This window comes from Terriglobus tenax (genome assembly GCF_025685395.1).
Lineage (GTDB): Bacteria > Acidobacteriota > Terriglobia > Terriglobales > Acidobacteriaceae > Terriglobus > Terriglobus tenax.
In genome coordinates this window covers 2,522,754-2,548,267 of the sequence record NZ_JAGSYA010000004.1, presented here as the reverse complement: position 1 = coordinate 2,548,267, position 25,514 = coordinate 2,522,754, and the positions used below count along the sequence as shown (strand labels likewise).

At 60.3% G+C, this 25,514-nt stretch carries 27 protein-coding genes, 1 tRNA gene and 1 riboswitch; of the genes, 15 read left to right on the top strand and 13 right to left on the bottom strand.

The genetic code is table 11. The annotated features are described in order from the left end of the window. Window positions 1–30 precede the first annotated feature (30 nt). From OHL13_RS16470 to OHL13_RS16455, 4 genes are all read left to right on the top strand, one after another. Entirely contained in the window at window positions 31–825 is a 795-nt protein-coding gene (locus OHL13_RS16470; RefSeq protein WP_263411215.1) for a prolipoprotein diacylglyceryl transferase, read from the top strand. Between the two features lie 22 nt (window positions 826–847). After that, a complete protein-coding gene (locus OHL13_RS16465) occupies window positions 848–2,014 on the top strand; it encodes an RluA family pseudouridine synthase (RefSeq protein ID WP_263411214.1) in 1,167 nt (388 codons plus the stop codon). Window positions 2,015–2,086: 72 nt separating this feature from the next. After that, window positions 2,087–3,058 carry a VWA domain-containing protein gene (locus tag OHL13_RS16460; protein ID WP_263411213.1) on the top strand — a complete coding sequence of 324 codons (972 nt, stop codon included), beginning with the start codon at window positions 2,087–2,089 and terminating at the stop codon, window positions 3,056–3,058. An 18-nt stretch (window positions 3,059–3,076) separates the two neighbouring features. Continuing rightward, window positions 3,077–3,150, top strand: a riboswitch (Fluoride riboswitch). An 18-nt stretch (window positions 3,151–3,168) separates the two neighbouring features. Beyond that, window positions 3,169–4,398, top strand: a complete 1,230-nt coding sequence (locus OHL13_RS16455) for a chloride channel protein (protein ID WP_263411212.1) — start codon at window positions 3,169–3,171, stop codon at window positions 4,396–4,398. A 10-nt stretch (window positions 4,399–4,408) separates the two neighbouring features. On the opposite strand, the gene OHL13_RS16450 is transcribed toward OHL13_RS16455, so the two are convergent. The 3 genes from OHL13_RS16450 to OHL13_RS16440 form a co-directional block, all read right to left on the bottom strand. Beyond that, window positions 4,409–5,704 (bottom strand): flavin monoamine oxidase family protein, encoded by a 1,296-nt coding sequence (locus OHL13_RS16450; RefSeq protein WP_263411211.1) that lies wholly within the window; start codon window positions 5,702–5,704, stop codon window positions 4,409–4,411. 24 nt (window positions 5,705–5,728) lie between these two features. Next, on the bottom strand, window positions 5,729–7,033 hold the full coding sequence (gene pelA / locus OHL13_RS16445; RefSeq protein WP_263411210.1) for a pectate lyase: 1,305 nt from the start codon (window positions 7,031–7,033) through the stop codon (window positions 5,729–5,731). Window positions 7,034–7,146: 113 nt separating this feature from the next. Further along, window positions 7,147–8,568 carry a CCA tRNA nucleotidyltransferase gene (locus OHL13_RS16440; protein WP_317889935.1) on the bottom strand — a complete coding sequence of 474 codons (1,422 nt, stop codon included), beginning with the start codon at window positions 8,566–8,568 and terminating at the stop codon, window positions 7,147–7,149. A 99-nt stretch (window positions 8,569–8,667) separates the two neighbouring features. Here OHL13_RS16440 and tsaD point away from each other — a divergent pair, with 99 nt between their 5' ends. Continuing rightward, complete coding sequence (gene tsaD / locus OHL13_RS16435; RefSeq protein WP_263411209.1) at window positions 8,668–9,825, top strand: tRNA (adenosine(37)-N6)-threonylcarbamoyltransferase complex transferase subunit TsaD; 1,158 nt, start codon at window positions 8,668–8,670, stop codon at window positions 9,823–9,825. Between the two features lie 106 nt (window positions 9,826–9,931). Further along, window positions 9,932–11,413: a cysteine--tRNA ligase gene (cysS, locus tag OHL13_RS16430; protein ID WP_263411208.1), complete on the top strand. Its 1,482-nt coding sequence runs from the start codon at window positions 9,932–9,934 to the stop codon at window positions 11,411–11,413. Window positions 11,414–11,449: 36 nt separating this feature from the next. Here the strand turns inward: cysS and OHL13_RS16425 are convergent, their stop codons facing one another. Continuing rightward, the gene (locus tag OHL13_RS16425) at window positions 11,450–12,289 is read right to left on the bottom strand and encodes an EamA family transporter (protein ID WP_263411207.1); all 840 of its coding nucleotides are present in this window, start codon (window positions 12,287–12,289) and stop codon (window positions 11,450–11,452) included. A gap of 25 nt (window positions 12,290–12,314) precedes the next feature. Here OHL13_RS16425 and OHL13_RS16420 point away from each other — a divergent pair, with 25 nt between their 5' ends. Continuing rightward, the gene (locus OHL13_RS16420; protein WP_263411206.1) at window positions 12,315–12,833 is read left to right on the top strand and encodes a YraN family protein; all 519 of its coding nucleotides are present in this window, start codon (window positions 12,315–12,317) and stop codon (window positions 12,831–12,833) included. Window positions 12,834–12,904: 71 nt separating this feature from the next. Beyond that, window positions 12,905–13,393 carry a hypothetical protein gene (locus tag OHL13_RS16415; protein ID WP_263411205.1) on the top strand — a complete coding sequence of 163 codons (489 nt, stop codon included), beginning with the start codon at window positions 12,905–12,907 and terminating at the stop codon, window positions 13,391–13,393. On the opposite strand, the gene OHL13_RS16410 is transcribed toward OHL13_RS16415, so the two are convergent. Next, window positions 13,380–14,105, bottom strand: a complete 726-nt coding sequence (locus OHL13_RS16410; protein ID WP_263411204.1) for a class I SAM-dependent methyltransferase — start codon at window positions 14,103–14,105, stop codon at window positions 13,380–13,382. The two genes, OHL13_RS16415 and OHL13_RS16410, sit on opposite strands and share 14 nt — an antisense overlap. Before the next feature lie 186 nt (window positions 14,106–14,291). On the opposite strand from OHL13_RS16410, the gene OHL13_RS16405 reads away from it, so the two are divergent. Both OHL13_RS16405 and OHL13_RS16400 read left to right on the top strand, forming a co-directional pair. Further along, window positions 14,292–15,026, top strand: coding sequence for a YcbK family protein (locus tag OHL13_RS16405; RefSeq protein WP_263411203.1), 735 nt, complete (start codon window positions 14,292–14,294; stop codon window positions 15,024–15,026). Between the two features lie 32 nt (window positions 15,027–15,058). Then, window positions 15,059–15,715: a CatA-like O-acetyltransferase gene (locus OHL13_RS16400; RefSeq protein ID WP_263411202.1), complete on the top strand. Its 657-nt coding sequence runs from the start codon at window positions 15,059–15,061 to the stop codon at window positions 15,713–15,715. An 18-nt stretch (window positions 15,716–15,733) separates the two neighbouring features. On the opposite strand, the gene OHL13_RS16395 is transcribed toward OHL13_RS16400, so the two are convergent. Then, window positions 15,734–15,809 (bottom strand) — tRNA-Ile (locus tag OHL13_RS16395). A 61-nt stretch (window positions 15,810–15,870) separates the two neighbouring features. Between OHL13_RS16395 and OHL13_RS16390 the strand changes: the two genes are divergently transcribed. The 3 genes from OHL13_RS16390 (at window position 15,871) to OHL13_RS16380 (ending at window position 17,513) form a co-directional block, all read left to right on the top strand. Next, on the top strand, window positions 15,871–16,164 hold the full coding sequence (locus OHL13_RS16390; protein WP_263411201.1) for a hypothetical protein: 294 nt from the start codon (window positions 15,871–15,873) through the stop codon (window positions 16,162–16,164). A 54-nt stretch (window positions 16,165–16,218) separates the two neighbouring features. Then, entirely contained in the window at window positions 16,219–16,827 is a 609-nt protein-coding gene (locus OHL13_RS16385) for a hypothetical protein (RefSeq protein WP_263411200.1), read from the top strand. Window positions 16,828–16,958: 131 nt separating this feature from the next. Beyond that, window positions 16,959–17,513, top strand: coding sequence for an HdeD family acid-resistance protein (locus OHL13_RS16380; protein WP_263411199.1), 555 nt, complete (start codon window positions 16,959–16,961; stop codon window positions 17,511–17,513). A 57-nt stretch (window positions 17,514–17,570) separates the two neighbouring features. Here the strand turns inward: OHL13_RS16380 and OHL13_RS16375 are convergent, their stop codons facing one another. Then, a complete protein-coding gene (locus OHL13_RS16375) occupies window positions 17,571–18,998 on the bottom strand; it encodes a hypothetical protein (protein ID WP_263411198.1) in 1,428 nt (475 codons plus the stop codon). 424 nt (window positions 18,999–19,422) lie between these two features. Here OHL13_RS16375 and OHL13_RS16370 point away from each other — a divergent pair, with 424 nt between their 5' ends. After that, window positions 19,423–19,602: a helix-turn-helix domain-containing protein gene (locus OHL13_RS16370; protein ID WP_263411197.1), complete on the top strand. Its 180-nt coding sequence runs from the start codon at window positions 19,423–19,425 to the stop codon at window positions 19,600–19,602. A gap of 11 nt (window positions 19,603–19,613) precedes the next feature. On the opposite strand, the gene OHL13_RS16365 is transcribed toward OHL13_RS16370, so the two are convergent. The 6 genes from OHL13_RS16365 to purS all read right to left on the bottom strand — a co-directional run bounded on the left by OHL13_RS16365 (window position 19,614) and on the right by purS (window position 24,762). Then, window positions 19,614–20,135, bottom strand: a complete 522-nt coding sequence (locus OHL13_RS16365; RefSeq protein WP_263411196.1) for a hypothetical protein — start codon at window positions 20,133–20,135, stop codon at window positions 19,614–19,616. Continuing rightward, entirely contained in the window at window positions 20,132–21,457 is a 1,326-nt protein-coding gene (locus OHL13_RS16360; RefSeq protein ID WP_263411195.1) for an AAA family ATPase, read from the bottom strand. The genes OHL13_RS16365 and OHL13_RS16360 overlap by 4 nt, the downstream gene beginning before the upstream one ends. Window positions 21,458–21,494: 37 nt before the next feature. After that, window positions 21,495–23,390, bottom strand: coding sequence for a glutamine--fructose-6-phosphate transaminase (isomerizing) (gene glmS, locus OHL13_RS16355; RefSeq protein WP_263411194.1), 1,896 nt, complete (start codon window positions 23,388–23,390; stop codon window positions 21,495–21,497). An 85-nt stretch (window positions 23,391–23,475) separates the two neighbouring features. Beyond that, window positions 23,476–24,081: a histidine phosphatase family protein gene (locus tag OHL13_RS16350; protein WP_263411193.1), complete on the bottom strand. Its 606-nt coding sequence runs from the start codon at window positions 24,079–24,081 to the stop codon at window positions 23,476–23,478. 21 nt (window positions 24,082–24,102) lie between these two features. Further along, a complete protein-coding gene (locus OHL13_RS16345; protein ID WP_263411192.1) occupies window positions 24,103–24,486 on the bottom strand; it encodes a hypothetical protein in 384 nt (127 codons plus the stop codon). A gap of 30 nt (window positions 24,487–24,516) precedes the next feature. Then, window positions 24,517–24,762: a phosphoribosylformylglycinamidine synthase subunit PurS gene (purS, locus tag OHL13_RS16340; RefSeq protein ID WP_263411191.1), complete on the bottom strand. Its 246-nt coding sequence runs from the start codon at window positions 24,760–24,762 to the stop codon at window positions 24,517–24,519. Between the two features lie 108 nt (window positions 24,763–24,870). On the opposite strand from purS, the gene OHL13_RS16335 reads away from it, so the two are divergent. Beyond that, entirely contained in the window at window positions 24,871–25,395 is a 525-nt protein-coding gene (locus tag OHL13_RS16335) for an inorganic diphosphatase (RefSeq protein WP_263411190.1), read from the top strand. The last annotated feature ends 119 nt before the right edge of the window (window positions 25,396–25,514 follow it).

The following is a 25,514-nucleotide window of genomic DNA, read 5'->3' as shown; positions in this document are numbered from 1 at the left end:
CTTTCTTCGCGCTGATTTAAGCTGTTAACTATGCATCCGTGGCTTGTTCGGTGGGGAAAGTTCGGTCTGCCGACGCATGGCGCGTGCGTGGCGCTTGGCATTGTGGCCGCCATGGCGCTGGGGCAGCGCGTGGCGAGGCGCTCGGGTGTCGACGCGAATAAGTTCTGGGATCTTGGCTTCTTTGCCGTAGTGACGGTATTTGTGCTGTCCCGGCTGGAGCTGGTGCTGGTGAACTGGAAGACCTTTATCCAGGCTCCCCTTGTGGTACTGGCACTTCCGAGCGTGAGCACGCTGGGCCTGCTGCTGACTGGCGTGGTGTGCCTGGTTTATATGCATCGCAATGGAATGCCGGTGCTGAAGACGCTGGATGCCGTGGGCATCTGCGTGACGCTGCTGCTGGTGTTTGTGCACCTCGGCGATTTCTTTTCCGGCGATGATGTGGGCCTTGCCACACTGAGCCTGCCCGGCAGGCTGCAGCGCGGACCAGGGATCTATGCGGTGATTGGCCTGCACCCGGTATCGCTGTATGCCGCGTTTGCTTCCCTGCTGGTTCTTGCCGTGCTGCTGTGGTTTCTGCCCCGGCGCGGGCGCGCGGGAGAGGTCTTCGGGCTGGCGCTGGGACTTGGAGCGGTGGCGCGCTTCTGGGTGGATTGTTATCGCATGGAAACGATCTTTGAGATTGCCACTCCGTTCGGGTTGAATCCTGACCAGGTGGTGATGGTGGCAGTCATGCTGCTGGCCGCGGCGTTCTGGATCGAGTGGCGCAAGAGGAATACCAAAGCGGCGAAAGCCGCGACTGAAGTGGAAGGATTGCGGCACGGCTAAAGCCCTGCCCCTGACGAGACGTATGCCATCGAAGAACATGATCCGCAAGGGAAAGCGTCGCCAGACGGTGAAGCATGAGTACCGCATAGCGCGTGATGCCGCACGGGCCGCAGGGCTGGAACCTGGAATCGATCCGGAGAGCGTCGCAGTCCCGGAAGGCTATCTTGCGCCCATTCCGGAGCGCGTGGTTCCGCAACTGGACGAGGAAGAGCTGGAGTCCGAGGACGGCGTGCGGAGCTTTGCCGCCGACTCCGCAGCGGAAGGCATGCGGCTGGATGCGTACCTGGCCAAGGCGATTCCCGAGATCTCCCGTTCGCGCGTGCAACTGCTGGCGGAGAACGGACAGATCTCCGTGGATGGAGAGAAAGCCAAAAGCAGCCTGAAGCTGAAGGGCGGCGAACAGATCAGCATCGAGGGAGAACCGCGCCCGCTGCCTCTGAAGGCATTTGCGGAAGATATTCCTCTGGAGATTGTGCACGAGGACAAGGACCTTGCGGTCATCAATAAGCCTGCTGGCATGATGGTGCATGCCGGGGCTGGAGCAACCGAGGAAGCGCGCAACCACGGAACGCTGGTGAACGCCCTGCTGGGTCACTTTGGCAGGATGAGCGAGGTTGGCGGAGCGGAGCGGCCGGGCATTGTGCACCGTCTGGACAAGATGACCAGCGGGCTGATCATCGTCGCCAAGAACGACCTGGCACACCGCAGGCTGTCGGAGATGTTCGCGGCGCACGACCTGGAGAAGGTTTACGTCACACTGGTGCAGGGATGGATCCGCAAGGACAAGTTCACCATCCACATGCCGGTGGCGCGCGACCTGGTGCATCGCACACGCATGACCACCCTGCGCAAGGATGGCCGCGAGGCTGTGAGCCATGTGCAGGTGCTGGAGCGGATTGAGGGCCGGTTTGGCCGGTTCACGCTGGCCGAGGTCAAAATTGAGACCGGCAGGACGCACCAGATCCGCGTTCACATGCAGAGCATCAGCCACCCGGTGGTAGGCGACACGCTGTACGGCGCCGCCGGAGCTCTGAAAGACAAGGCCACCGACGAAACCATTCCGCTGGAGAGAAACTTCCTGCATGCGTGGCGGCTGGTCTTCCGGCACCCGATGACGGGCAAAAAGCTGGAGCTTGAGGCCCAGCTTCCGCCGGAACTGGCGGAGATTGCGGATCTCGTCAACAGCTAGCCGACCTCCGCACTGGTTTCTGCGTCCAAGTGTCATGGCTCTCCGGTAGAATTTGGGCCAGTGACTCCTACGATGTTTAAGAATCTTCAGCGCGGTATCTCGATTGCGTTTCTTTTCTTTGCGTGCGGCACCTTTATGGCCGCGCAGCAGCAGCCTGCGCCTGCGCAGCCTCAGCAGCAGCCAACCGCGCCAGGCGAGGAGTCACCCGCCGATGTGCCGATTATCCGCGGTACGGGCGCGCGCGAGGTCAACCAGATCTTTACGGTGACGGATAAGAAGGGCAAGTTCATCACCGGCCTGCGCCAGCAGGACTTTGGCCTGCTGGACGACGGCAAACAGCCGGAGCGCGTGATCCGCTTTACGCAGCAGACCAATCTGCCGCTGCGCGTGGGCATCATGCTGGACACATCCAGCTCCATTCGCCAGCGCTTCGAGTTCGAACAGCAGGCCGCGGTGGAGTTCTTTCTGCAGGTGCTGCACCGCCAGGACATGGCCTTCGTGGAAGGCTTCGATGTGCAACTGGACCTGGAACAGGGCTTTACCAACAACATTGATCTGCTGAACCAGGGTATTCATAAGCTGCGCCCCGGCGGCGGTACGGCGTTGTTCGATAACCTGTACACCACGTGCCGCGACCAGATGTTGATGCAGGGCTCGGGCTACCGCAAGGCCATCATCATGGTGACCGACGGCGACGACAACTACAGCCATGCGCTGATGACGGACGCCATCAAGATGTGCCAGCGTGCGGAGACGATGGTCTACAGCATCAGCACGAATGTGAGCCCTACCAAGGACAAGGGCGACGACATTCTGAAGGCAATCAGCGAAGCGACCGGTGGCCGCGCGTTTTATCCGACGCGCATCGAAGAGGTCTCTAACGGGTTCCGCTCGATTGAAGAGGAGCTGCGCAGCCAGTACTCGCTGGAATACGTTCCGGCGGACTTCAAGGCAGATGGCTCCTTCCGTACGATTTATCTGCAGGCCCTGGACCCGCGGTTCAAGGTCCGCGCGCGTAAAGGTTACTTTGCTCCGCGTCAATAAGCGTTTCTGCGAAATCTAAGGCTGTAAGGCGATGGGGTTCCGCCTGAACCGCCCCGGACAATAGTCCGGGAGCTGATGACTCCTACGAGAACAAATGCGTAGGAGGACGTGTGCCTGAAACTGGAAAGAAGCTGCTGGCCTGGGTTGCACTAGCTGCCGGAATTGGTGTGTTGGCCGGGCTTGCCTCGGCGCTCCTGATTGTTGCCCTGAACTGGGCGAATGCGACGCGTGAGAGCCACCACTGGCTGCTGGCTGGGTTGCCTTTGGCGGGTTTTGCCGTGGGCTGGCTGTACTGGCGCTACGGCGGACGAGCAGCCGGCGGCAACAACCTGATCCTGGAAGAAATTCATACACCCACGGAAGCTGTGCCGTTGCGCATGGCTCCGCTGGTGTTGCTGGGCACGGTGCTGACACACCTGTTTGGCGGAAGCGCGGGCCGCGAGGGCACGGCGGTGCAGATGGGCGCTTCCCTGGCGGACTGGCTCGCGGGACTGTTCGGCCAGAAGCAGATGCGGCGTGTCGCCCTGATGGCCGGTATCGCGGGCGGCTTCGGGGGTGTGTTCGGGACACCGTGGACGGGTGCGATCTTTGGGGTGGAAGTACTGGCCGTGGGCTGGGTTGGCTGGAATTCCGTGCTGGAAGGTCTGGGCCCGTGCCTGATTGCCTCGTTCGCGGGAGACCTGACCGTTCACCTGATGGGCGTGCACCACACGGAATACCACATTGGCGCGGCCCCCGCTCTGGTCCCCATCCATTGGGTGTGGGCCGCGGTTGCGGGCGTGGTCTTCGGATTGATTGCGCGGCTGTTCTCCACGCTGCATCATGGGCTGTCACACCTGTTCAAGAAGATGCTTGCTTATCCGCCGATGCGGCCGCTGGTGGGCGGAACCCTGGTAGCCCTGCTGATCTGGGGCCTGCGTGCGTGGCAGTTTGCGGGCCTTGGCGTACCGGGCATTCTGGCTTCATTCGACGGACAGCAGCCATGGTGGGTATGGGCGGCAAAGCTTGGACTTACCGCACTCACTCTCGGCGCTGGCTTCAAAGGCGGCGAGGTGACGCCGCTGTTCTTCATGGGCGCGGCAGCGGGCAGCACCATGGCGGGGCTGGTTCCGCTGAGCGTGGGTGTGCTGGCGGCGATGGGATTTGCCGCAGTGTTCTCGGCGGCGGCGAATACGCCGCTGGCCGGTGTGGTGATGGCGATGGAGCTGTTCGGAGGACGCGTTGGTGCACTGGCAGGGTTGGCGTGCGTGACAGCGTATCTGTTCTCCGGGCCGGTGGGCATCTACTCGTCGCAGTTGCCGATTATGGTGCGGTGGAAGATGTGGATGGAGAAAAAATAGGACTCGCGGCTTAGGCAACGATGTGGTTGTCACGGTCGTCCAGAACCTGGCGGGCCGCGCGTATGCCACTGCGAACAGCCGCGTGCACCGTGCCCCAGTGGCCAGTGGTATCCGTATGTTCTCCGGCAAAGTAGACGGTACCCTGCGCGGGTTCGCTCATGCGCAGGGACGCCTCTGCTCCGCCCACAGAGACGTAGCTGTAGGCTCCGAGAGCACAGGGATCGCGTTGCCAGTCATGCGCGAGACAGTGCAGAAGCTGGGCGCGAATCTGCTCCACCGGCCGCGCAAAGATGGTGGCAAGCTGCACACAGGCAAGTTCGGCAAGGTTGGCCGGCGTAAGCCCGCTGAGCTGATGCGCGCGAGGGCCACCGACCCAGGCGGTCAACGTATGGCTGTTGGCAGGATGCGCCGTCCACCAGACCGGCGGCATGGCATCGCGCGCGAAGAAGAAGCTGAGATTCGCCAGTGCGGGATCGCTCTGCCAGAAGCGCTCCCGGAAGATGAGGGTGAAACGGCGTGCCTGGCCCATGCAAAGCCCCGTGGCATGACGTAGAGCGGGCGGCTGAGGAGAGAAGGAGATGCTGCCGGACTTCAGCACGCCGAGAGGCACGGCCACAATGACCTGCTGCCCGGTAAAGCACACGGGCCGCTCGTGCTGCTGGGCCTGCAGGGTGACGCGGTGTGGCTGCCAGTCCATACTTTCGACCGATGTTTCCAGGTACAGATGCGCTCCCGCTGCCTGGGCACGGGCAAGCTGATGCTGCGGCACCAGGTCGTATCCTGCGCGGACACGGAAGAGGCGGTCGCCTTCAATCTCTTCCTCCGCTTTCTGTTGAAGGCCAAGCGAGAGAACGGAGATGTCATGATGGTCGGCGGCATTGAAGCCTTCGACGAAGCCGATGAGCTGCTGGCGGGCCGCATCGTCAATCTCAGGATGCTGCGCGAGGAAGGCAGCGAAGGAAAGATCGGGCTTCTGCCAGTCTTCGAACTGTTCCATGGCGGAGAAATTCTCGCCCATGTCTTCACCCTGCTGCAGACGCTGACCTTCGAAGGTGAGGTTGTCCCCCTCCAGTTCGAAGGTCTCGAGCCCTGCCTCTTCGATAAGCCGCCAGAGTTCGGGTGGTTTGCCATGCACGAACTCGGCTCCGAGTTCGACAATCTCCTCTCCCTCACGCACGGTGAGGATGCGACCGCCGACGCGCGAGGAGGCCTCGAGCAACGCGACCCGGACACCAGACTCCGCCAGTGAGCGGGCCGCGGTGAGTCCGGCCATGCCGGCGCCGATGATCAGGACATCGAATTCCATTTCGAGAAGGTGGATGTCACCAGTCTACGAATGGTTTGCCTGTGAAAGAGGATGCTTTTGCTTCCATGAAGCAAAGTGCTTCAAAGTGGTATCGGCGGTGGTGTTGTACCAGCCATAGCCGTTGCGACGCTCGTCGGAGATTTCGAGCAGGTCGTCGTGAATGGTGCGGTCTCGATCGCCGAAGATGGGCTTTTGTTGATCGAGCGAATAATAACGCGCCCAAAGGGGCTTGGCATCCGCCTGCGGGAAGAGACGGCGGCCACCGGGAGTCTCCTTGCCGCCTTTGTAAACATAGCCGCTGGTGGCGTGCTGCTGGAACCAGTCTGCCGCCGCGTAGATGGAACGCACCACGGCAGGCGAGGGCGCAGGTAGCTGCATCAGGTAGTTGACCAGCGCCGCCGACTCCGACGTAGCGAGGGAGACCATCTCGTAGTTGCGTGCTCCCGCGGGAACGAGCGTCAGTGCGTCTGCCTGCTGCGGCCAGAGGGTGAGCCGTCCACCGATGGAAACCTGTGCACGCAGAATGCAGTCCAGCCCATGGACGATGGACTGCGCTGCCTGCTGCTTCAACGGCTGCGGAAGAAAGCTATAGCCGGGATCGGTGACCGCGAGGTTCAGCGTCTCAATCGCGTTGATCATGGCGTTGTCGTTGAAGGTGACGGCATCGTGATATCCGCCCTCCAGAGGCCAGACCTGCGGCCAGCCGCCGTTGGGATATTGTGCCGCCAGCAGGTAGCGAATGCCGTGCTCAATGCTGTTGCGGTAACGCGCTCGATCCTGAGCCGAGGCTCGCGGCAGGCAGAGAGCGAGGAAGCGGATTTCCGTCGTGGTGGCGTCGTTATCGATGGTGCCGACGTAGTTCCATGTAGGCTCAAGCGGCCGGTCAGCGTCATCGGCGCTGAGGTGCTGCGAGCTATTGTCGGGGGCGAAGTCTTCGGAGGGCTCGCGATGGTGATGGTTGATCTCAATGTTCTTGCTCCAGCCTCCAGCGGGCGTCTGGTAGCTGAGGATATTTTCGGCGGTGGTGTGCGCTTCCGCAGAGGCGTAAAAGGCAGCATCGCGATCGAGCGGCATGGAGTTGGCACCGTGGCCTGCCCTGGAGTGGATGGACTCGGTGCGGCCCGCTGCCTTTACCTCAGCGGCGAGAGCAGCCTTGTCCGCGAGCTTCTGTTGCTGCGAGCGGTCAAGGTAGGCGAGCCATGCCGGTTGCTGCTCCGCGGGTAGAGTGCGGATGCGTGCTTCGGTGAGCGGCTGGGCAGGCTCCATGTGGCCGATGACGGCTGCGTGCAGCGTGACGGCAAAAACCGGGAGCAGGAGAAGGTGTCGCATGGGGTCGATGGAAAGGGTACACCGGAGAGACACGCGAGGGTGCATGGTGGTTGCGGAGGATATGCTGGGTGCCCCATTCACACTACGCGTGAATGGGGCACCCAGAGTCGGGATTAAGCCGGTGGGCCGAAGTGTTGGAGGAGGAGCTTCAGACCCTCTTCCGTGGTCGCAACCTGGCCTTCGAGCTGGGCATCTTCGACGAAGTGGAGCATCTCTGTAAAGCGAGGCCCGGGTTTGTAGCCTGCTTCGATGAGGGTGCGGCCGTTGACCAGCAGAGTTGGTTTTACGGCATCTTCCGGCATGGTTTCGTACTTCTGCTTTGCGAACTCGTAGAGGGTGAGGTTGCCGCTGGCGGAGCCGGCGTCGAGGTAGTGCAGGTGCAGATGCTCCTCAAAGCGCGGCATGCGCAGGAAGCGCTTGAGCGTGCTTTGCCGCATGTGCATCACATCGCCGAAGCGCATGTGGTTATGGATGAGCGCGAGGATCTGCGCTTTGTCGTCGTTGGAGAAACGCAGGCGGTTGAGGATGACCTCGGCGATGCGCTCGCCGACCTCGACGTGTCCGTCAAAACGGATGCGGTCGGGCGCGCGGCGGAAGGTTGCTGGTTTGCCAATATCGTGCAGGAGTGCTCCCCAGGCCAGCGTGGCAGAGGGGCTGGGCGGCAGCTTTTCGAGCAGCAGGAGTGTGTGGACCCAGACGTCGCCCTCGGGGTGGTATTGCGGTGGCTGCTCGATTCCCTGCATCTTCCTGACCTCAGGCAGGACCTCCGTGAGCAGGCCGGTTTCGTCGAGCAGGCGCAGGGCGATGTGCGCGTTGCCCTGGGTGAGCATGCGGGTCAGTTCGTCGCGCACACGTTCGGGTGAGACCTGGTGGATCTGCGGAGCGAGTTCGCGGATGGCGGCGAGGGTTGTGGTTTCGATAATGTAACCAAGGCGCGCGGCGAAGCGCACGGCGCGCAGCATACGGAGCTTGTCTTCCGTGAAGCGCAGGCGCGGGTCGCCGATGGCGCGCAGGATACCCGTGCGCAGATCGTCGCGGCCGTGGACAAGATCGAGCGTGGCCTCTTCCACCGATGCACCGGCGGCGAGCTTTGCGGGGTCCAGCAGCATGCCGTTGATGGTGAAGTCTCGGCGACGGACGTCTTCTTCGGGCGAGGTGGAGAAGGTGACCTGGTCGGGGCGGCGGCCATCGGTGTAGCTGCCGTCATTGCGGAAGGTGGCGACCTCGGTGGGGATGTCCGCGGCTTCCGGGCCGGGGTAGTCGGGACCGGGTTGGAGAACGAGGATGACGCCGAAGTGTGCGCCGACGGCGACGGTGTTGGGGAAGAGCGCCTGCACCTGCTGCGGCGTGGCGGAGGTGGCGACATCATAGTCCTTGGGCGTGAGGCCGAGGAGGAGGTCGCGGACGCAGCCGCCGGCGAAGTAGGCCTGGTGACCCGCGGCTTGGAGGGTTTGGGCGATCGTCAGGGCGGCCTGGAACTGGGGCGACTGCATGTGTGTTTCATGGTAGTGGATGGTGGTGGTGATTTCTCCCACTCACGCTGCGCGTGAATGGGGCACCCAGTATTGTGGCTGTTTGGAGAAGCAGGTCCCTTCGCTACGCGCAGGATGACAAACAAAAACTACAATGGAGAGATGGCTTCGGGTCTGATTCTCGGCATTGAGAGCTCCTGCGATGAGACGGCGGCGGCGGTCGTTCGCAGCGGTGGTGAGGTGCTTTCAAATGTGGTGGCCTCGCAGATTGCGACGCATGCGCTGTATGGCGGCGTTGTACCGGAGCTGGCCAGCCGTGAGCACCTGACCAATATTGTTCCGGTGGTGCGAACAGCAATGGCCGAGGCGGGTGTTTCGCTGGCGGAGATTGACGCTGTGGCTGTAACCGAAGGCCCCGGATTGGCGGGAGCGTTGCTGGTGGGTATTACCTATGCCAAGTCGCTGGCCTTTGGGCTGGGCAAGCCGCTGATTGCGGTGAACCACCTTGAGGGACATATCCATGCGGTCCTGATGGAAGCAGTGCATGCAGATCCCTCCACTGCGGCTCTGCGCGCCTCCGGTCGGGATGACAAGATTCTGGCGCTGGTAGTTTCGGGCGGACATACGCACCTGTATCTGGCCGAGGAGCGCGATGGTGTATGGCGCTACCGCAACGTTGGCCGCACGATTGACGATGCCGCGGGCGAGGCCTATGACAAATCCGCCAAGCTGCTGGGGTTGGGGTATCCTGGCGGGCCGTTGATGGATTTTCTGGCCGGGCATGGCGATCCGAATGCAGTGGAGTTCAAGCTGGGCGGCATCAAGACGAAGCCGCATCGCGAGGGGACGGCGCGCGGTGGAGAGTTCGACTTCAGCTTCAGCGGCATCAAGACGGCTGTTCTGCGCTACGTGGAAGTCCACAGCATGCGCGAACGAGCCGAGGCACGCCACGCATCGCTGATGCAGATAGAGGGCGACAAACGCGAGGCAGCGCTGGCGCTTTGCGATACGGAAACGCTGAACCTGATCGCCAGTTTCCAGAAGGCCGTGGTCAGCTACCTGGTGAAGCAGACTATGCGCGCGGCCGAGGAATTTGGCGCGGGCAGCATTGTGGTGTCCGGCGGCGTGGCGGCGAACCGCGGCCTGCGGGAACGTATGACCGCCGAGGCCGCCGTACGCGGGTTGCGGGTCGCGTTTCCGTCCCTGGCTCTGGCGACAGACAACGCCGCGATGATTGCCGCTGCGGCGTGGCCGAAGTTTGTGACCGGGGAGTTTGCCTCGGATGAGCTGAATGCAATGCCGCAGTTGCGGCTGGGGTAGGTTTTTGAAATCGAACCCATCCTAAGCTCCGCGGGTGGGGCACCCGTTGGGGAGAAACAATTCCACGCGGCTCCGGTAGAATCAACAAGGAAAGTAGCCCGCCCGGATGCCTGAGATTAAGCTCTTCAATACCCTGTCCTCTGCCATTGAGCCCCTGAAACCCGAGCGGGATAACACGCTGCGGATGTATGCCTGCGGGCCGACGGTCTATGACTACGGGCACATTGGCAACTTCCGCACCTTCCTGCACGTGGATGTGCTGCGCCGCTTTGCCATCCAGATGGGCATGAAGGTGGAGCACGTGATGAACGTGACCGACGTGGATGACAAGATCATCCGCAATGCGGCCACCGCCGGTATCCCCATCCAGGAGTACACGGCGAAGTTTACGCAGGCCTTCTTCGAAGACCTGGAAGCCCTGGGCATCGAGAAGCCCGAGCATGTAGCCAAGGCCACCGAAAATATTCCGGAGATGGTTTCTCTGATCGAGAAGCTGGCCAGCGAAGACATTGCCTACAAGACCGAGGACGGAAGCTGGTACTTCCGCATTGCGCGTTTTCCGGAGTACGGCAAGCTCTCGAAGAAGGACTTTGAAGGCATCACCGACGGCGCGCGTGTCGATGTGGACGAGTACGAGAAGGACGCGGCGCGCGACTTCGCGCTGTGGAAGGCTCCGAAGCCGGGCGAAGCGCAGTGGGATACGGCGATTGGCTGCGGCCGGCCGGGCTGGCATATCGAGTGTTCGGCCATGGCGATGAAGTACCTGGGCGAGACACTGGACCTGCACGCGGGCGGCGAAGACCTGATGTTCCCGCACCACGAGAACGAGATTGCCCAGAGCGAGGCGGCGACCGGAAAGCCCTTCGCAAAGCACTGGATGCATGTGCGCTTCCTGCTGGTGGAAGGCAAGAAAATGTCCAAGAGCGAGGGCAACTTCTACACGCTGCGCGACCTGCTGCTGAAGGGATATCGCGCTTCGGCCATTCGCTTTCTTCTGCTGAGCGTGCCGTACCGCAACCAGATGAACTTCACCTTCGATGGTCTGACGGAATCGACCAATGCGATTGACCGCCTGCGAACCTTTGTAGAGCGTCTACGCAAGGGCGGTTTTGCCGAAGGTGTGAATCAAGAGATCTCCGCCGCCGCGAAAAAGGCAGGCGAAGGCTTTACCGCCGCGATGGCGGACGACCTGAATACCGCTAACGCGCGCGCGGCGATCTTCGACCTGGTCCGTGCGGCGAACTCCGCCATGGACGGCGGCAAGCTTCTGGCCGGCAATGTTGCGGAGATTGACGCAGTACTGGCGGCCTTTGATGGCATCTTTGCCGTGCTGAACGACCGCGACGCGGAGCTGACCAAGGCTGCGCTGGTCTGGGCAGAGAAGGAAGGCCGTCTGAACCAGGCCTCTCCGGAGCTGCTGGCAACCATGTCACTGAGCGATGAGGACGTGGACAAGCTGGTGGCCGAGCGCACGCTGGCCAAGAAACAGCGCAACTTCGCGCGGGCCGATGCCATTCGCAATGAACTGCTGGAGAAGGGCATCGTGATTGAGGATTCGAAGGATGGGGTCCGTTGGAAGCGGAAATAGTTGTTAGTTCCTGGTTTTAGTTCTTAAGAAAGCCCGCTAGGCCACAGCGGGCTTTTTCGTGCGTGACAGGTTCACGAGCGCGACTGCGGCCAGGATCACGAACATTCCGGTCCATTCATAGGCGCCCAGACCTTCATGCAGCACCCATACGCCGAGAATGGATGCGACGATCGGGTTGACGTAGGCATACGTTGCCACCTTGGCCACGGAAACGTGGTGTAGCAGCCAGACGTAGGCGGTGAAGCCGATCAGCGATCCGAAGATGGTCAGGTAGGCCAGGCCCAGGACGGCGTTGTGCGTCCAGCGGGCGGTGCTCCATGAGCCGATGGCCGTGGCAATGACCAGGTTCAGTCCGCCTCCCAGCAGAAGCTGCCAGCCGGCCAGCACCAGTGGGTCGCGCTGCATCTTGAATCGCTTGGAGAGCACCGAACCGATCGCCCAGCAGAGCGCGGCCACAATCAGGATGGCGCTGCTGGCGGCTTTCCCCTGCCCCTCAAAGGAGGTGTGGCGGATAGTGGGCCAGAGCAAGGTAATCAGTCCACCGAAGCCGAGCAGAAGACCGCTCCAGCCGAGCCGTGTGAGCCTGTCACCGCCGGGCACGAGGGTATCCAGGAGGGCAATGAAGATTGGGATGGCGGCCAGCACCATCGCGGCAAAGCCGGAGTCGACGGTCTTTTCTGCCCACACCAGCAGGCAGTTATTGCCCACCAGCATGAAGGCGCCCAGCAGACCGCAACGGAAGATCTCTTTCCCCGGGATAAGAAGGGGCTGCCGGTTGAAGCGGCAGAGCAGAAAGATAAATGGCGCCGACAGGAAGTAACGTAGACCGCTGATGATGGGCGGAGCCAGATCGATGACCGCGTAGTGAATGGCCATGAACGTGGAGCCCCAGATGAAATAAATGCAGGCGAAGCACAGGATGACCTGCGCCATGGATTTTGAGGAGCTTTGCATCGGCGGTGGCCTTATGATTTCACACACAATGCTGGAGATTCAGAAATACGCGCTTGAACTGCTGGAGCGGGCCGCCCATGGGCTGGGACGAAGTCCGCATCTGCCGCCTCATCTGCGCGTGGGAGAGCATGGCGAGGAGACCGCGTACTGGTTCCTGCGCCGACACGGATACACCGTTGTGGCGCGGCGGTGGCGCTGGGCCGGCGTACAGGGCGGCGACGTGGACCTGATCGCCTGGCAAGGTGAAACGCTGTGCTTGATCGAAGTCAAGACACGGAGCCGGAGAGATCTCGTTCCGGCAGAGTTTGCCGTGGATGAGGCCAAGCAGCGCATGCTGCGACGACTGGCCGCGGCGTACGTGCGGCATTTCCCGGAAAAGCAGCGCGAAGGCATTGCGACGCGCTTCGATGTGGTCTCGGTTTACCTGGCCGAAGGCAGTTGTGAGCTGCGTCCGGATGCCTTCTGAGAGCCTAGAACAGGCTCGAGTGAACGAATTTGCTCTCTCCGGTGTCTAATGAGAGCGAAAGGGATAGAGCCATGAGCTTGATGGATGCGCCGGTTTACGACGAGAAAAAAGAAAAGCGGAGAACAGCGTTGCTGGTCCTGGCGGGATTATCCGTCCTCGCGCTGGTGCTGCTGTTTGTGGGCGGCTACATTGCCGGACACGGCTGGTTCTTCTCAAACCTGCCGGCGGAGCACAAGGTCGACAAGTTTTTGACCGCCATCGAGCATAAGGACTTCGACACGGCCTATGGCCTGTATGTGAACGATCCGGAGTGGAAGACAAACCTGAGTAAGCACTCGGGCTATTCCATCAAGCGGTTTACCGAGGACTGGACGACCTACAGCAAGGTGGGGGAAATCAAGAGCCACCACGTGGACATCTCCCGCACAGACGGCGAGGGATTCTGGGGTACTTCCATCATCGTCGGCACGACGATCAACGGCAGCAAGAAGTTCTTCATGAGCTATATCCGCAAGGACGGAACGCTCTCGGACTACACGTACCACATCATTCAGTACTAGCTGGCTTGCGCCACTCCATGACGACGAACCAGGGCACGCGGCGATATTTGTCTGCCGTGTGCGAGCCATCAGCAGGTGGCGCTGGTTCGTCGAAGTGCGTTAGCACTAACCCCTGCACCAGGAACTGCCGCATGTAGTCCGACAAGGGCCGGTGCCAGTTGCGGATGTGAATGCCGCGCCAGCTTTCCAGCGAACTGCGCGGTTCCAGGTAGTGATCGATGGTGAAGTGCTTCGGCTTGCCCAGCAGGTCGTACTGCCAGCCGTTCCCGGCCTTAGCAGTGGAGAGGCTTGTGAGGTTGGCGACCAGGAGTGTGCCACCCGGAGCAAGGACCCGGGTCATCTCCGCAATGGCTTTCTCGTACAACTCCATGTCGATCAGGCTGAGGTAGCTGACGACCAGGTCAAAGGCTCCATCGGCAAAGGGGAGCTGCTCGGCGGCGGCATTCGTATAGGTTCCACTGGGGTTCCGGCGGCGGGCCTCGGTCAATAGGGCTTCCGTGGGGTCAATTCCGGTGGTGGCAATCCCCAGCGACTGCAGCTTGCGGCAGAAACGGCCCTCGCCGCAGCCCACGTCGAGCGCCCGGTAGAAGCTGCCAGACCGGAGGCGCGAGAGCATGGCCTCGTCCAGAAATGTCCGCCGTCCCCAGTCTCCCTCTTCGCCCATATCGGCGATCCAGGCCTGGGCGGAACGGTCCCACCCGTTGTTCTGCATGGTTATTTCCTCTGACAGAAGGGAAAGCATAGCAGCCCGATAAGGCAAAATTGCCACCTCTGGAAAACCCGGGTTGGCAAATCTTTCACGCAGGTTACAATTGGCTACAAGCGAATGACATTTGGCAACCCCCATTCGGGTTTCCGGATCATAGTGCCGCACAACCTACATGGGGAGCTTTGCCAGTTGTCTCTGTACGTGTCTCTGCCCGCGCCTGTCCGTAAGCTGACTGTTTTTGCCACTGTGGCCCTGCTGGGTATGGTTTCCCCGGCGGTGAATGCCGCAGCACGCAAGCCGGTTGTGCATAAGCATCCCCGCCTGCACGCCCTGGCGCATGCTTTTGTCAACGCTGCCCTGCCCGGTGTGGGCCTGATTCCTGAAGAGGAAGAAGAAGTTCCGGACGAAGGCGAAAAGTACGAATTGAAGCTGGCCCACCCGTATACGGGTGAGGTGCTGAGCGTGGTGTACCGCATTGGCGACACCTACATGCCCAACGCACTTGCCGAACTCAACCTCTTCCTGCGCGACAGCCATAACCAGCAGGTGAACGCCTACGATCCGCGCACCTTTGATGTGCTGCACACCATGCTGGTAAAGCTGGGCAAACCGGACGGCGTCATCGATATCCTGTCGGCGTATCGCTCCAAGGAGACCAACGACGCGCTGCGCGCCAGTGGCACCACCAACGCCGCCGAGCACTCGCAGCATATCGACGCCAAGGCGATCGATTTCCGCGTTCCCGGGGTTCCGGCAGCACGCCTGCGTGAAGCGGCTCTCTCACTGGAAGCGGGTGGCGTAGGCTACTACCCGAAGAGCCAGTTCGTGCATGTGGATGTTGGGCCGGTGCGGCAGTGGACTTATAGCCACGCCAAGCACACGGCGCGCAAGCGCAGCCGCCGCGCCAGGGCGAAGCAGTCGTAAAGCTGCCTGTACCGGCGAGATAATGGGAGTCGATGAGCATTGCTGACCCCGGACCTCACCACAAAATTGACCTGGCCACCTGGGAGCGCACAGAGCTTTTCCGCTTATTCAGCGGGTTTACTGAGCCTTACCACGGCATTTGCCTGCGCCTGGACTGCACGGAAGCCTTTGCTTTTGCCAAGGCAAACCAGCTTTCAGTCTTTCTGACCTTTGTTCACTGCGCCTTGACCGCGGCCCACCGCGTTGAGAACTTCCACCACCGCATTGTGGACGGCGAACCGTGGCGCTATGAACGCATTGACAGCGGATGTGCCGTAGGCCGTCCGAACGGCACGATCGGATTCGCTCACTACCAGTTCTCCGAGAACATCCTGGAATTTGCGCCGCGCGCATCCGCCGAGGTGGAGCGTGTGAAGAACCGCACCGACCTGGAACGTTACCCGCACACCAATGTCATCCGCTTTTCCACCCTGCCGTGGCTGGACTTCACCTCGCTGTCGCACGCCCGGAACTTCGCCGTGGAAGATGCTGCGCCTCGGATTACGTTCGGAAAAATGACGGAAGCAGAGGGACGACGCACCATGCCGGTGTCGATTCACGTTCACCACGCGCTGGTGGACGGTCTGCACCTGGCGCATTTTGTGGATGAGTTACAGAAGCGGCTGGCTGATCCAGGAGCGGCTGTTTAGAAGGTGCGGTAAGAGGATTGGTGGGCCCAGCAGGATTCGAACCTGCAGCCAAGGGATTATGAGTCCCCTGCTCTAACCGTTGAGCTATAGGCCCTGTCTTTCCAGTCTCGCACGGAGGCGGCGTTCGTGGCTGCCTGTCTGCTACGCTGCTGGGCATGGGGCAATGGATTCTTCACAAACTGGCATGGACGCTGGGGATCACCGCCGTGGCGGCCATGGCTTTGTATATGGGCGACTGGGCGGTGTGGCGCGCCCGCGTGGCCCGTGGTGGCGGAATGGGACAGGTCCGGCGCACCGAAGTGGAAATTGCCAGCCTGAAAGCCAGCAAGGTGGAGTACTACTACGGCGGCCAGTGGATGGCCGTTTGCAGCCGTTCGATCTTCCCGCAGGCGGGTGAGGGAGCCTGCTGGTGGCTGCAAAAGCACCCCGAAGTGGTGAAGCGGTACTAGCTTCCGGTAGACTCTACGCAGGTCTCCGGGCCGAAACACCGCAAGGATGTATGGATGAAACTGCGTTTGTTCGCGGCCCTTCTCGGGCTGCTGCTCACCTCCGCCGCCGCTCACGCTCAATACGGCTTTTACATTAATCCGGTTGCAAACCGCATCAGCAACGCGCAGGCGGACACCGGCGAGTTTGCTTTCATGGGGGAAGGCAACACGAACGCGTGGTTTAAAGGCGTCAGCTACGGCGGATACGCGACTGTCTCCAACTCCGGCAAGAACGAGGTGGGCCTCGACATCCGTGGATCGTACGTGCGTAACAACAACGCCCCGCTGAAGAGCTTCCTGATCGGTCTGCGTGGATCGCACTACATTGACGGTCTGGGCGTGCGTGGCTATGCCGAGGTACTGGGAGGCATTGGCACCTCGTCGGCGCCGCATAACCCGAAGAGCGCCCGCCGCGGCCAGTTTATGGTGCTGGCCGGCATTGACCAGCCGCTGAATAAGCACGTGGACTGGCGCATTGTGGAAGTTGGCTACGGCAAGGTAAGCGTGATCAACTCCACTGTTGTCGCACCTACGGAGTCGTACGCGTCGAGCACGGTCTTCTCCGTGAGTACAGGACTGGTCTTCCGCTTTGGCGGGAATAAGGGTCTGATCAACAACAAGTAACGAACCTTGAATTTTCGCAAAAGAGCCCGGCGCGATGCCGGGCTCTTCTGTTTTGCCTGAGACCCATGTGATGGCACGCACGTTGCGCGTCTACGAAATTGTGACACCATGGCAGGCAGAGGAAGAAACCCATGAGCCTGTCTGTCCGCAGCATTGCGAAGGAATCCATCGGCTGGTCGATTGCCCTGAGTGTCTTGATGATCCTGGTTGGCCTGTTTGCCATTGCCGCACCGCTGGCGGCCGGCGTTGCCGTGACAACCGTGGTTGGCTGGCTGCTGCTTGTGAGCGGCTTTACGCACGTGTGGTTTGCCTGGCATGTGCGTGGCGCGGGAGCAGTTCTGTGGGAGGCTCTGGTTGCGCTGATTTACTTCTGGGGCGGCATCTACCTGCTGATGCATCCGCTGGCCGGACTGGTTAGCCTGACGCTGATCCTTTCCGCTTACCTGTTCCTCAAAGGCCTGGTCGAAGTGGCCGGAGGATTTGGCCTGCGCGGACTGGTAGGCAGCGGCTGGCTGCTGCTGGATGGCGTCTTCTCCATCCTTGTGGCGGTCATGATCTGGGCGCATCTGCCCAGCTCCGCCGCATGGGTGCCTGGAACGCTGGTGGGACTGGCGATTCTGTTCAGCGGATTTTCGCGGTTGCTGCTGTCGCTGGCGGCGAAGAAGGTTGTTGCGGCGCTGCCGTAGATACGAATGGGGCAACCGGATACCGGTTGCCCCATTCGAGCGTATTACGCTTTCGTTTTACAGCGTCTGCAGGTATGACACCAGGTCCTTCTTCTCCTGCGCGGTGAGCTTGGTGCCCAGCACCAGGTTGAAGTATTCGACGGTATCCTCGAGCGTGAGCAGGCGGCCGTCGTGCAGGTAGGGCGGCGTGTCCTTGATGCCGCGCAGCGGGAAGGTCTTGATCGCTCCGTCGCGCGCCATCATCATGCCGTTCTCCATGTGCTGCGTGTAGAAACGCTCGGCATGGAGATCGTGCATGCTGTTGTCTGTAAAGTACTGGCCGGAGTGGCACTCGGCGCAACGTCCCTTGCCGTAGAAGACATCCTGACCGTGCAATTCTTCTTTCGTGGCCTTGGCGGGGTCCAGCTTGCCGTCCCACATCAGCTTGGGAGCCGGCGGGAAGTCCAGCAACTCTTCAAACTCGGCCATGAAGTGCACCTGGCTGCCGCGCTCCAGCACATTGACGCCCTTTTTAGCGGCGATGACGTGATCGCCGTCGAAGTAGGCGGCGCGCTGCTCGAACTCGGTGAAGTCCTCCACCGTCTTCAACGCGCGCTGCGAGCCGAAGAGGCGCTGGATGTTCACACCGCGCAGTGCCGGCGTCTCGATGCGATGGCGGAACTCCTGCGGACGGATGTCGCCCACTTCATGGAAGGCTCCGTTGGTGCCGCCGTTGGTGTGGCAGTCCAGGCAGGCGACGCCGCGGCTGGGCTTGTCCGAGCGGCGGTCAGTGGTCTGGTTGAACTGCTGCTGCGGAAAGGGCGTAACCAGAAGGCGAAGCCCCTCAAGCTGCTTGGGGTTCAGAATGCCGCTGAACAGCTCGTAGTAGTTGTTGATGGTGATCAGCTGGCCCTTGCTCACGTCGCCCAGGTCGGGCCGTGTGGTCAGGTAGGTGGCGGCAGGGAACTCGGCCAGAAAACGCTCCGGGATGTCGAAGTCCAGGTCGAAGCGGGTCAGGTCGCGCTGCTCCTTGTCGAGCAGCTCCTGCAGTTCGGCATGCGGAAAGACCATGCCGCCCTCTTCATGGTGGGCATGCGGCAGAGGCAGAAATCCCTTGGGGAAGCTGCCCTTCTCGCGGATCTGCTCCGGCGTCTGCGACGCGAGCGCGTCCCAGGTAACGCCTGCGGGCAGCTTGACGCGAACGCCGGTCTGGACGGGCTTGGTGCGGTCCATGGTAACGGTCGACGAGGGCCGGTCACTCAGGTCATACCGCTCATTCAACAGGTCCAACTGGCGCTGCTGAACGGCGGCCTTGGCGGCCACCATGCGGTCGTGGACAGCCTGGAAGCTCTCCTTGTCATCGACCGGGGCGTAGCTGTTGGGAACGGGGGTTTGCGGGCTGGTGGCCTGGGCGTTGACCGCCGGACCTTTCCAAAGCGATGCGGTCAGGATGCCGGTGCTGACGGCGGCGATAGCGATCCTGCCCCAGTGGCGTGCGTGGCTCATAGTCTTGCCTCCCAAATCGTGGGGTTAGCGAAAGTCGGACAAAGGGTTAAGAAGAGGAACTGATTGCAAACGATAAAAACTATCGTTTGCATGAGACTATCATTCCATCAGTTTTATTGGATAGCCTCAAAAGGGTGATTTTGGGGTGGCCCGGTGGTGCGGGGGCGGAGAGGTTTGGGGACTCTGCGGGACCGGCGGAGAGATCGTGTGGTACGGGGCGGGTTGCGGGACCGCAGCGGCCGGTGAAGATGAGGAAGGCCGTCCAGAGGATGAGGGAGGGCCACTTGAGGAGTTTGAGTGTTCGGGGCGTCATGCTCGGCGTTGACCCTCTGGGTACATCTAACCCATAAGCTAGATTAGCTTATAGGCTAGATCGAAGTATGAGGGCATGACAAGAGACATCTGCGTGGCGGTTGGGGAGCGAGTGCGAGCGTTACGGAAGGCACGCGGCTGGCGGCAGATCGACCTGGCCGAGCACAGCGGGATCAATGTGATCTATCTGTCGTATCTGGAGCGCGGGAAGAAGGAAGTCTGCCTGCGGAATCTTGAGGTGCTGGCGCTGACGTTTGAGAAGTCGCTGTCGGAGTTTTTGAAGGGGCTGTAGGGGAGTTACTTTTAAGAGGAGCAATTAAGCTGCGCTATTGCCTGGGAAACATTCACGACTGTGATCCCCATCTCCTTATTTAAATAACGCGCTACTCCTCCTCTACTCTGGCTAATGAATTTAGATTTCACTTCTGCAGAGCCTCGTTTAGCTGTTGGCTCCCAAAAATCAATATCCTCTGAAATCAATAAATGAGGTGGAGAGGCAGTTGCAACTTCGACATAAACGCCCTCGTGCCGTGTTTGGTAAGGAAATCCGAGTGCTTGCATCAGCTGCTTTTTGTGCCGTTGTGACCTAATGGGGTCCACTACACGGATATAGCCATTTTGGATTCCGCGGACAATCCAATCTTCCATTAACAGATGCTTACAAGTTTCTCTCCACTGATTAAGCATCTTATCCGTACTGTCGATCGCGAAACCGAGCCCCTCGGAAAGACAAGCGAAAAGATGCGCGACGTCATCTTGACGATCTTCGACCAACGCCAAAAGGAAGCGCTGCATAACACATGCGTCCACTACAACACCGCTCATCGAGATGCTCTTCTTAGCAATGGAGCCTTAGCCAAACCTAAAGTCTCTTGCATCCTCTCTTCAAAGAATCCATTTGGCCACTTATCTGTGAACAAACCTTTTTCATTCAGCTTCAAAGTGACAATTTCCTTGCCGCTTTTTGTTGGATTTATGTAATTGAATACGATGTCTTCTGGTTTGATTTCCCCTAATGCGACTTTCCTCTGCAACCGAATAATTAGATGTTCGCTATGTGTTTCGATTACACTTTGCACTTTTCGACCGTAGAGATCACCAAAAAATTCGCCCAACTCAGCTTGAGCTTTTGGGTGAAGGTGAATCTCAGGCTGTTCAACAGAAAATAGCGAGCCAGGGGCAATATCATAACCAGCGATAAGGACGGGAAGGATTTGAGATGCACCGAAACCGACGTCAGCGAGATTCGAAGATTCTTGGGTTATAGGATGCCTAAGACGAATATCGTATTGCCTGTCACTGATTGCAACGACTTCGATATCATCTGCGATGCCAGCACGTGTCAGCCACTGGCTGACTTTTTTGGTGAGCTCCCGCTTCTGTCTTCCTCTTCGAAAAAAATCAGTCATTAGTATGTCGGTCGCACCGTGACCGGAACTTTCAAGCAAAGAAGGTCTTTCTCCTGAAAAAGGATAATTCCTCTTGGGATCCTCGCGGAATGGTCCAAGGTACTGAAGCGAAGAAAGAAGATATTGAATTTCCCGTACCCACTTAGTCAGAGAGCTAGATCCCTTTGGGGGGAAATCTTGATTCTTATGAAAGCGAAGCCTGCCTTTCGACTTTTTTGCAAGTTGTTCCCAAAATAAGAAGCTGATGCGAGGGAGAAAATGATAAAAGGGGACCGGAACTTGACCAATGATTCCTTCTGGAATCCCTGCGATAAAGCGAAGAAGTTGTCTCCGTGTTATTTCGGAATAAGTAGTTCTTAGTATTGTTGATTCACCGCCATCAGGCGTGCGCTCAAACGCCATAAACTCACTTAGTGCGACCTCGCGTCTCTGAACGCGATATTTGTACTTGAGATCGAAGCTTGGATTACCAGTATCCGATGAAAATTCAGCTCTAATGCGAATGCCACGACCGGTCTTATTGCCGTGGACAACATCCCTATAAGAGCCGAGTTGTTCCAATAGGAGAGTTGTATCCGGGTCAACGCTCTTCAACGTTTGCGAGAGTATGCGTAAGGCGCTTAATATTGAACTTTTGCCGGCATTGTTGGGTCCGACTAGAACTGTGATCGGTGCAAATTCAACTTTGCACTGCTCAAAAGCACGAAAATTATAAAGTTCTAGCGACTGAATCTGCATTGACCCTATATAACACGATTGAGTTTTGCAAGCGAGCTTACTCCACCGTCACACTCTTCGCAAGATTTCTTGGCTGGTCCACGTCGCAGCCTCTTCTTACTGCGATGTGGTAGGCCAGTAGCTGCAGCGGCACCGTCTCCAGAATGGGAAGCAGCAGCTCCGGGGCGGCGGGGATGTGGAGGGTGTGTTCTACCAGGTTGCTGATCTGGTGGTCGCCTTCGGTGGCGATGGCGATGACTCTTCCGCTGCGGGCGGTGACTTCCTGGATATTGCTGAGCGTCTTTTCGTACTTGAGGACCGACTGCGGGTCGGTGGGGTCCTGGGTGGCGAGGACGACTACGGGCAGGGTCTCGTCGATGAGGGCGTTGGGGCCGTGCTTCATCTCGCCGGCGGGGTAGCCCTCGGCGTGGATGTAGCTGATTTCTTTCAATTTGAGCGCGCCTTCGAGGGCGATGGGGTAGTGGATGCCTCGGCCCAGGAAGAGGAAGTCGCGGGCGTTGGAGAAGTTTTTGGCCAGGTTGGCGCAGGTGTCGTCGACGGCGCGGAGGATGTCTTCGACCTTGCCGGGGATTTTGCTGAGCTCGGTGACGAGGTGGAGGCTTTGCTGGGGCGTAACGGTGCCGCGTTGCTGTGCCAGGTAGAGCGCCAGGGTGAAGAGTGCGGTGAGCTGGGCGGTGAAGGCCTTGGTGCTGGCGACGCCGATCTCCGGGCCGGCGTTGGTGGTGATGGTGCCGTGCGCGTCGCGGGTGATGGCTGCTCCGACGACGTTGCAGATGGCGAGGGTGGGGATGCCGAGGGAGATCATCTCGCGCTGGGCGGCGATGGTGTCGGCGGTTTCGCCGGACTGGGTGATGAGCAGGCCGATCTCGTTGGGGCTGGCGATGGGGTTGCGGTAGCGGTACTCGCTGGCGTAGTCGACTTCAGTGGGGATGCGGGCGAGGCGCTCGATCATGAACTTGCCGGCGAGCGCCGCGTGCCAGCTGGTGCCGCAGGCGGCGATGGTGAGCTGGCTGGCGCGGGCGAAGTCCTGTGGGGTGAGCTTGAGGTCGGGCAGGAAGACCTGTCCGCTGTCGAGCGAGACGCGGCCGAGCGTGGTGTCGCGGATGGCGCGCGGCTGCTCGTTGGTCTCCTTGAGCATGAAGTGCTTGTAGCCGCCCTTTTCGGCCTGGATGGGGTCCCAGGTAATGCGCTGCGGCGGGCGCTGGACGGTGTTGCCGGAGAAGTCGGTGAAGCGGGCTCCTGCGGGGGTGAGGATGGCGATGTCGCCGTCCTGCAGGTAGACGATGTTGCGGGTGTGGTGCAGGATGCCGGGGACGTCGGAGGCGAGGAAGTATTCGCCGTCGCCGATGCCGATGACGGCGGGTGGTCCGCTGCGCGCGGCGATGAGGGTGTTGGGCGCGTTGGCGGAGAGGACGCCGATGGCGAAGGCTCCGGTGAGGCGTTTTACGGCGGTTCTTACGGCGAGTTCGAGCTTGGTAGCGGAATCCCACCCATCCGCGTTGCGGATGGATGGGGCACCCAGTTCTTCCTCTATCAAGTGGGCGATGATCTCGGTGTCGGTTTCGGTGACGAAGGTGTGACCCTTGGCGGTGAGCTCGGTTTTGAGCTGGAGGTAGTTCTCGACGATGCCGTTGTGGACGACGACGAGGGTGCCGCTGCAGTCGCGGTGGGGGTGGGCGTTCTCTTCGGTGGGGCGGCCGTGCGTGGCCCAGCGGGTGTGGCCGATGCCGTAGTTGCCGTGGAGCGGCTGGTTGGCGATGACGGCTTCCAGGTTGCGCAGTTTGCCGGGAGCGCGGCGAAGCTCAAGCCCGGCGTCGGAGCCGGCGACAGCGATGCCGGCAGAATCATAGCCACGATATTCGAGGCGGCGAAGGCCTTCAATGATGACGGGGACGACTGGTTTCGGGCCGATGTATCCGACGATTCCGCACATAGATGTTCAGTGTAGACGCGGCCGTGTAGAAAGGGTCGCGCAAAGCTTGACCCTTTCTACACGAGTTCAGCAATAGGAGTTCCTGTTACTGCGGCAACTTGTCGCCGGGGGTACGGTTCCAGGTCTGGAGCACGCGCTGGTCATGCTCATAGCCAAGGATGGAAAGTGAGGCCGGGACCAGCGACAGCAGACGTGCGCTGCGCGGCGGCAAGCCGAGCCAGGTAGCAGCGAGGATCCGCAGAATGTGGCCGTGCGCAACCAACAGCGTGTCGCCCGCGGGCGCGATTTCCAATACCTGATCGATGACGGCCTGGGCGCGCGCGGCGACCTGCTCAATGCTTTCGCCGTTGGGAATCTCGGAGTCGAAGATATTCCAGCGGGGATCGTTGCGCTGTTCGCGGATCTGCGGCGTGGTCAGCCCTTCGAAGATGCCGTAGTTCCATTCGCACAGATCCGGATTCACAACCGCCTGCGTGCCATAGCCGAGCAGGGTGCAGGTGTCGCGGGCGCGCTGCATGGGGCTGGTAAACACCTGCGCGAAATTATGGTGATTCAACAACACACCCACGGTGCGGGCCTGTGCCTGGCCGTTCTCAGTCAGGGGGATGTCAGTCGTTCCGGTGTGCTGACCGGAAAGCGACCACTCGGTTTCTCCATGGCGGACAAGGAAGAGGCGGGGCTTCGAGCTCATATCGCCAGTTTAGAGGAAGGCTTACTGGTGATGTTTGCGCGGCAGGTGGCCACCGATATAAGCCGCGGGCGTCATGACAAGGATGGCCACGATGGGCGCCCAGAAAGTGGAGAACTGGCGCCAGGTCTGCCAGATGTTCCAGGCAGAGAGGATGAAGATGATAGCCGCAGCGGCGGAGCCTGCCGAGGTATTGGCGGCGATGAGAGTGGCCAGCAGGCCACCCACCAGGGCAACCAGAATTCCGGCAAAGGCCGTCTCCACAATGTAGCCGGTGGAGGCGGGCAGCCAGGGATCATGCTTCGTGATGGTGAAGAACCAGACGAGGTATCCGGCCATTGCGAAGATGGAGCCGGCGATTGCACCGAGGAAGATACGGAAGTTTTTCATGGCCGGCGGACGTGCCAATGGGATTATGCCATGGTTCGGCGCGCCCGGTTACTCCTCAATGCGGAAGCTGTATTCCTCGATGACGGGGTTGGTTAGAACCTCGCGTGCGATCTTGTCGACCTGGGCTTCGGCGGCGGCCTTGTCCAGGCTGGGATCGAGGGTGAGCACGAAGTATTTGCCCTGGCGAACCGCGCTGACGCCGGTCAAAGAAAGGCGACGCAGGGCGTTGGCAATGGTCTGGCCCTGGGCGTCCAGGACAGTGGTTTTCAGCGTAACGTAGACATGCGCCTTCATCTGCTTGATTATAGAGGCAGAGACCGGGCCGCCCGAAGGCCGAGTCTCACCAGACTGTGATAAGGTTCCGCAGTACCCATTCCCTACCCAAGGATTTGATACACCACAATGGTTGATTATCTCGGCTTGCCCATTGGCGATAAGTCGCCTGAGAGTGTGACGGCTGTCATTGAGATTCCTCTGGAAGGAATCAAGAAGTATGAGTACGACAAAAAACTGGGCGTCTTCCGCCTGGACCGTAACCTGTACTCGCCGGTTCACTATCCCGGGGATTATGGCTTTATCCCGAGCACGCTGGGCGATGACGGCGATCCGCTGGACATCCTGGTGCTGGTGGATACGCCGAGCTTCCCGGGCTGCGTGATGGATGCCCGCCCCATCGGCATGCTGGAGATGATTGACGGCGGAGAGGGCGACGAGAAAATTCTGGCCGTAGGCGAGGGTAATCCCCGCTACAACGACGTGAATGACTTCTCGCAGATCTATCCGCACATCCTGAAGGAGATTACGCACTTCTTCTCCATCTATAAGGACCTGGAAGGCAAGCGGGTCGAGATCAACGGATGGAAGGATGCCGCCGCGGCGAAGGCGAAGATTCTGGAATGCGCCGCCGCCTTTAAGAAAGGCAAGTAGCCGCTTTTTGTTTCGCAAAGGGCCGCCCCAGGGCGGCCTTTTTGCATGCTCCGGAGGCGTGCTAGGATCGGAATGCGCTCCAAGGGCGCACCCCGTCCGCGGAAAGGGATTATCCCACC

What these genes read in the sequence shown, in the direction of transcription:
- OHL13_RS16470 (WP_263411215.1), top strand. Translation starts at nt 31, where the DNA reads ATGCATCCGTGGCTTGTTCGGTGGGGAAAGTTCGGTCTGCCGACGCAT.
- OHL13_RS16465 (WP_263411214.1), top strand. Translation starts at nt 848, where the DNA reads ATGCCATCGAAGAACATGATCCGCAAGGGAAAGCGTCGCCAGACGGTG.
- OHL13_RS16460 (WP_263411213.1), top strand. Translation starts at nt 2,087, where the DNA reads ATGTTTAAGAATCTTCAGCGCGGTATCTCGATTGCGTTTCTTTTCTTT.
- OHL13_RS16450 (WP_263411211.1), bottom strand. Translation starts at nt 5,704, where the DNA reads ATGGAATTCGATGTCCTGATCATCGGCGCCGGCATGGCCGGACTCACC.
- pelA (WP_263411210.1), bottom strand. Translation starts at nt 7,033, where the DNA reads ATGCGACACCTTCTCCTGCTCCCGGTTTTTGCCGTCACGCTGCACGCA.
- tsaD (WP_263411209.1), top strand. Translation starts at nt 8,668, where the DNA reads ATGGCTTCGGGTCTGATTCTCGGCATTGAGAGCTCCTGCGATGAGACG.
- cysS (WP_263411208.1), top strand. Translation starts at nt 9,932, where the DNA reads ATGCCTGAGATTAAGCTCTTCAATACCCTGTCCTCTGCCATTGAGCCC.
- OHL13_RS16425 (WP_263411207.1), bottom strand. Translation starts at nt 12,289, where the DNA reads ATGGCCATTCACTACGCGGTCATCGATCTGGCTCCGCCCATCATCAGC.
- OHL13_RS16420 (WP_263411206.1), top strand. Translation starts at nt 12,315, where the DNA reads ATGCAGGCGAAGCACAGGATGACCTGCGCCATGGATTTTGAGGAGCTT.
- OHL13_RS16415 (WP_263411205.1), top strand. Translation starts at nt 12,905, where the DNA reads ATGAGCTTGATGGATGCGCCGGTTTACGACGAGAAAAAAGAAAAGCGG.
- OHL13_RS16410 (WP_263411204.1), bottom strand. Translation starts at nt 14,105, where the DNA reads ATGCAGAACAACGGGTGGGACCGTTCCGCCCAGGCCTGGATCGCCGAT.
- OHL13_RS16400 (WP_263411202.1), top strand. Translation starts at nt 15,059, where the DNA reads ATGAGCATTGCTGACCCCGGACCTCACCACAAAATTGACCTGGCCACC.
- OHL13_RS16390 (WP_263411201.1), top strand. Translation starts at nt 15,871, where the DNA reads ATGGGGCAATGGATTCTTCACAAACTGGCATGGACGCTGGGGATCACC.
- OHL13_RS16385 (WP_263411200.1), top strand. Translation starts at nt 16,219, where the DNA reads ATGAAACTGCGTTTGTTCGCGGCCCTTCTCGGGCTGCTGCTCACCTCC.
- OHL13_RS16380 (WP_263411199.1), top strand. Translation starts at nt 16,959, where the DNA reads ATGAGCCTGTCTGTCCGCAGCATTGCGAAGGAATCCATCGGCTGGTCG.
- OHL13_RS16375 (WP_263411198.1), bottom strand. Translation starts at nt 18,998, where the DNA reads ATGAGCCACGCACGCCACTGGGGCAGGATCGCTATCGCCGCCGTCAGC.
- OHL13_RS16365 (WP_263411196.1), bottom strand. Translation starts at nt 20,135, where the DNA reads ATGAGCGGTGTTGTAGTGGACGCATGTGTTATGCAGCGCTTCCTTTTG.
- OHL13_RS16360 (WP_263411195.1), bottom strand. Translation starts at nt 21,457, where the DNA reads ATGCAGATTCAGTCGCTAGAACTTTATAATTTTCGTGCTTTTGAGCAG.
- glmS (WP_263411194.1), bottom strand. Translation starts at nt 23,390, where the DNA reads ATGTGCGGAATCGTCGGATACATCGGCCCGAAACCAGTCGTCCCCGTC.
- OHL13_RS16350 (WP_263411193.1), bottom strand. Translation starts at nt 24,081, where the DNA reads ATGAGCTCGAAGCCCCGCCTCTTCCTTGTCCGCCATGGAGAAACCGAG.
- purS (WP_263411191.1), bottom strand. Translation starts at nt 24,762, where the DNA reads ATGAAGGCGCATGTCTACGTTACGCTGAAAACCACTGTCCTGGACGCC.
- OHL13_RS16335 (WP_263411190.1), top strand. Translation starts at nt 24,871, where the DNA reads ATGGTTGATTATCTCGGCTTGCCCATTGGCGATAAGTCGCCTGAGAGT.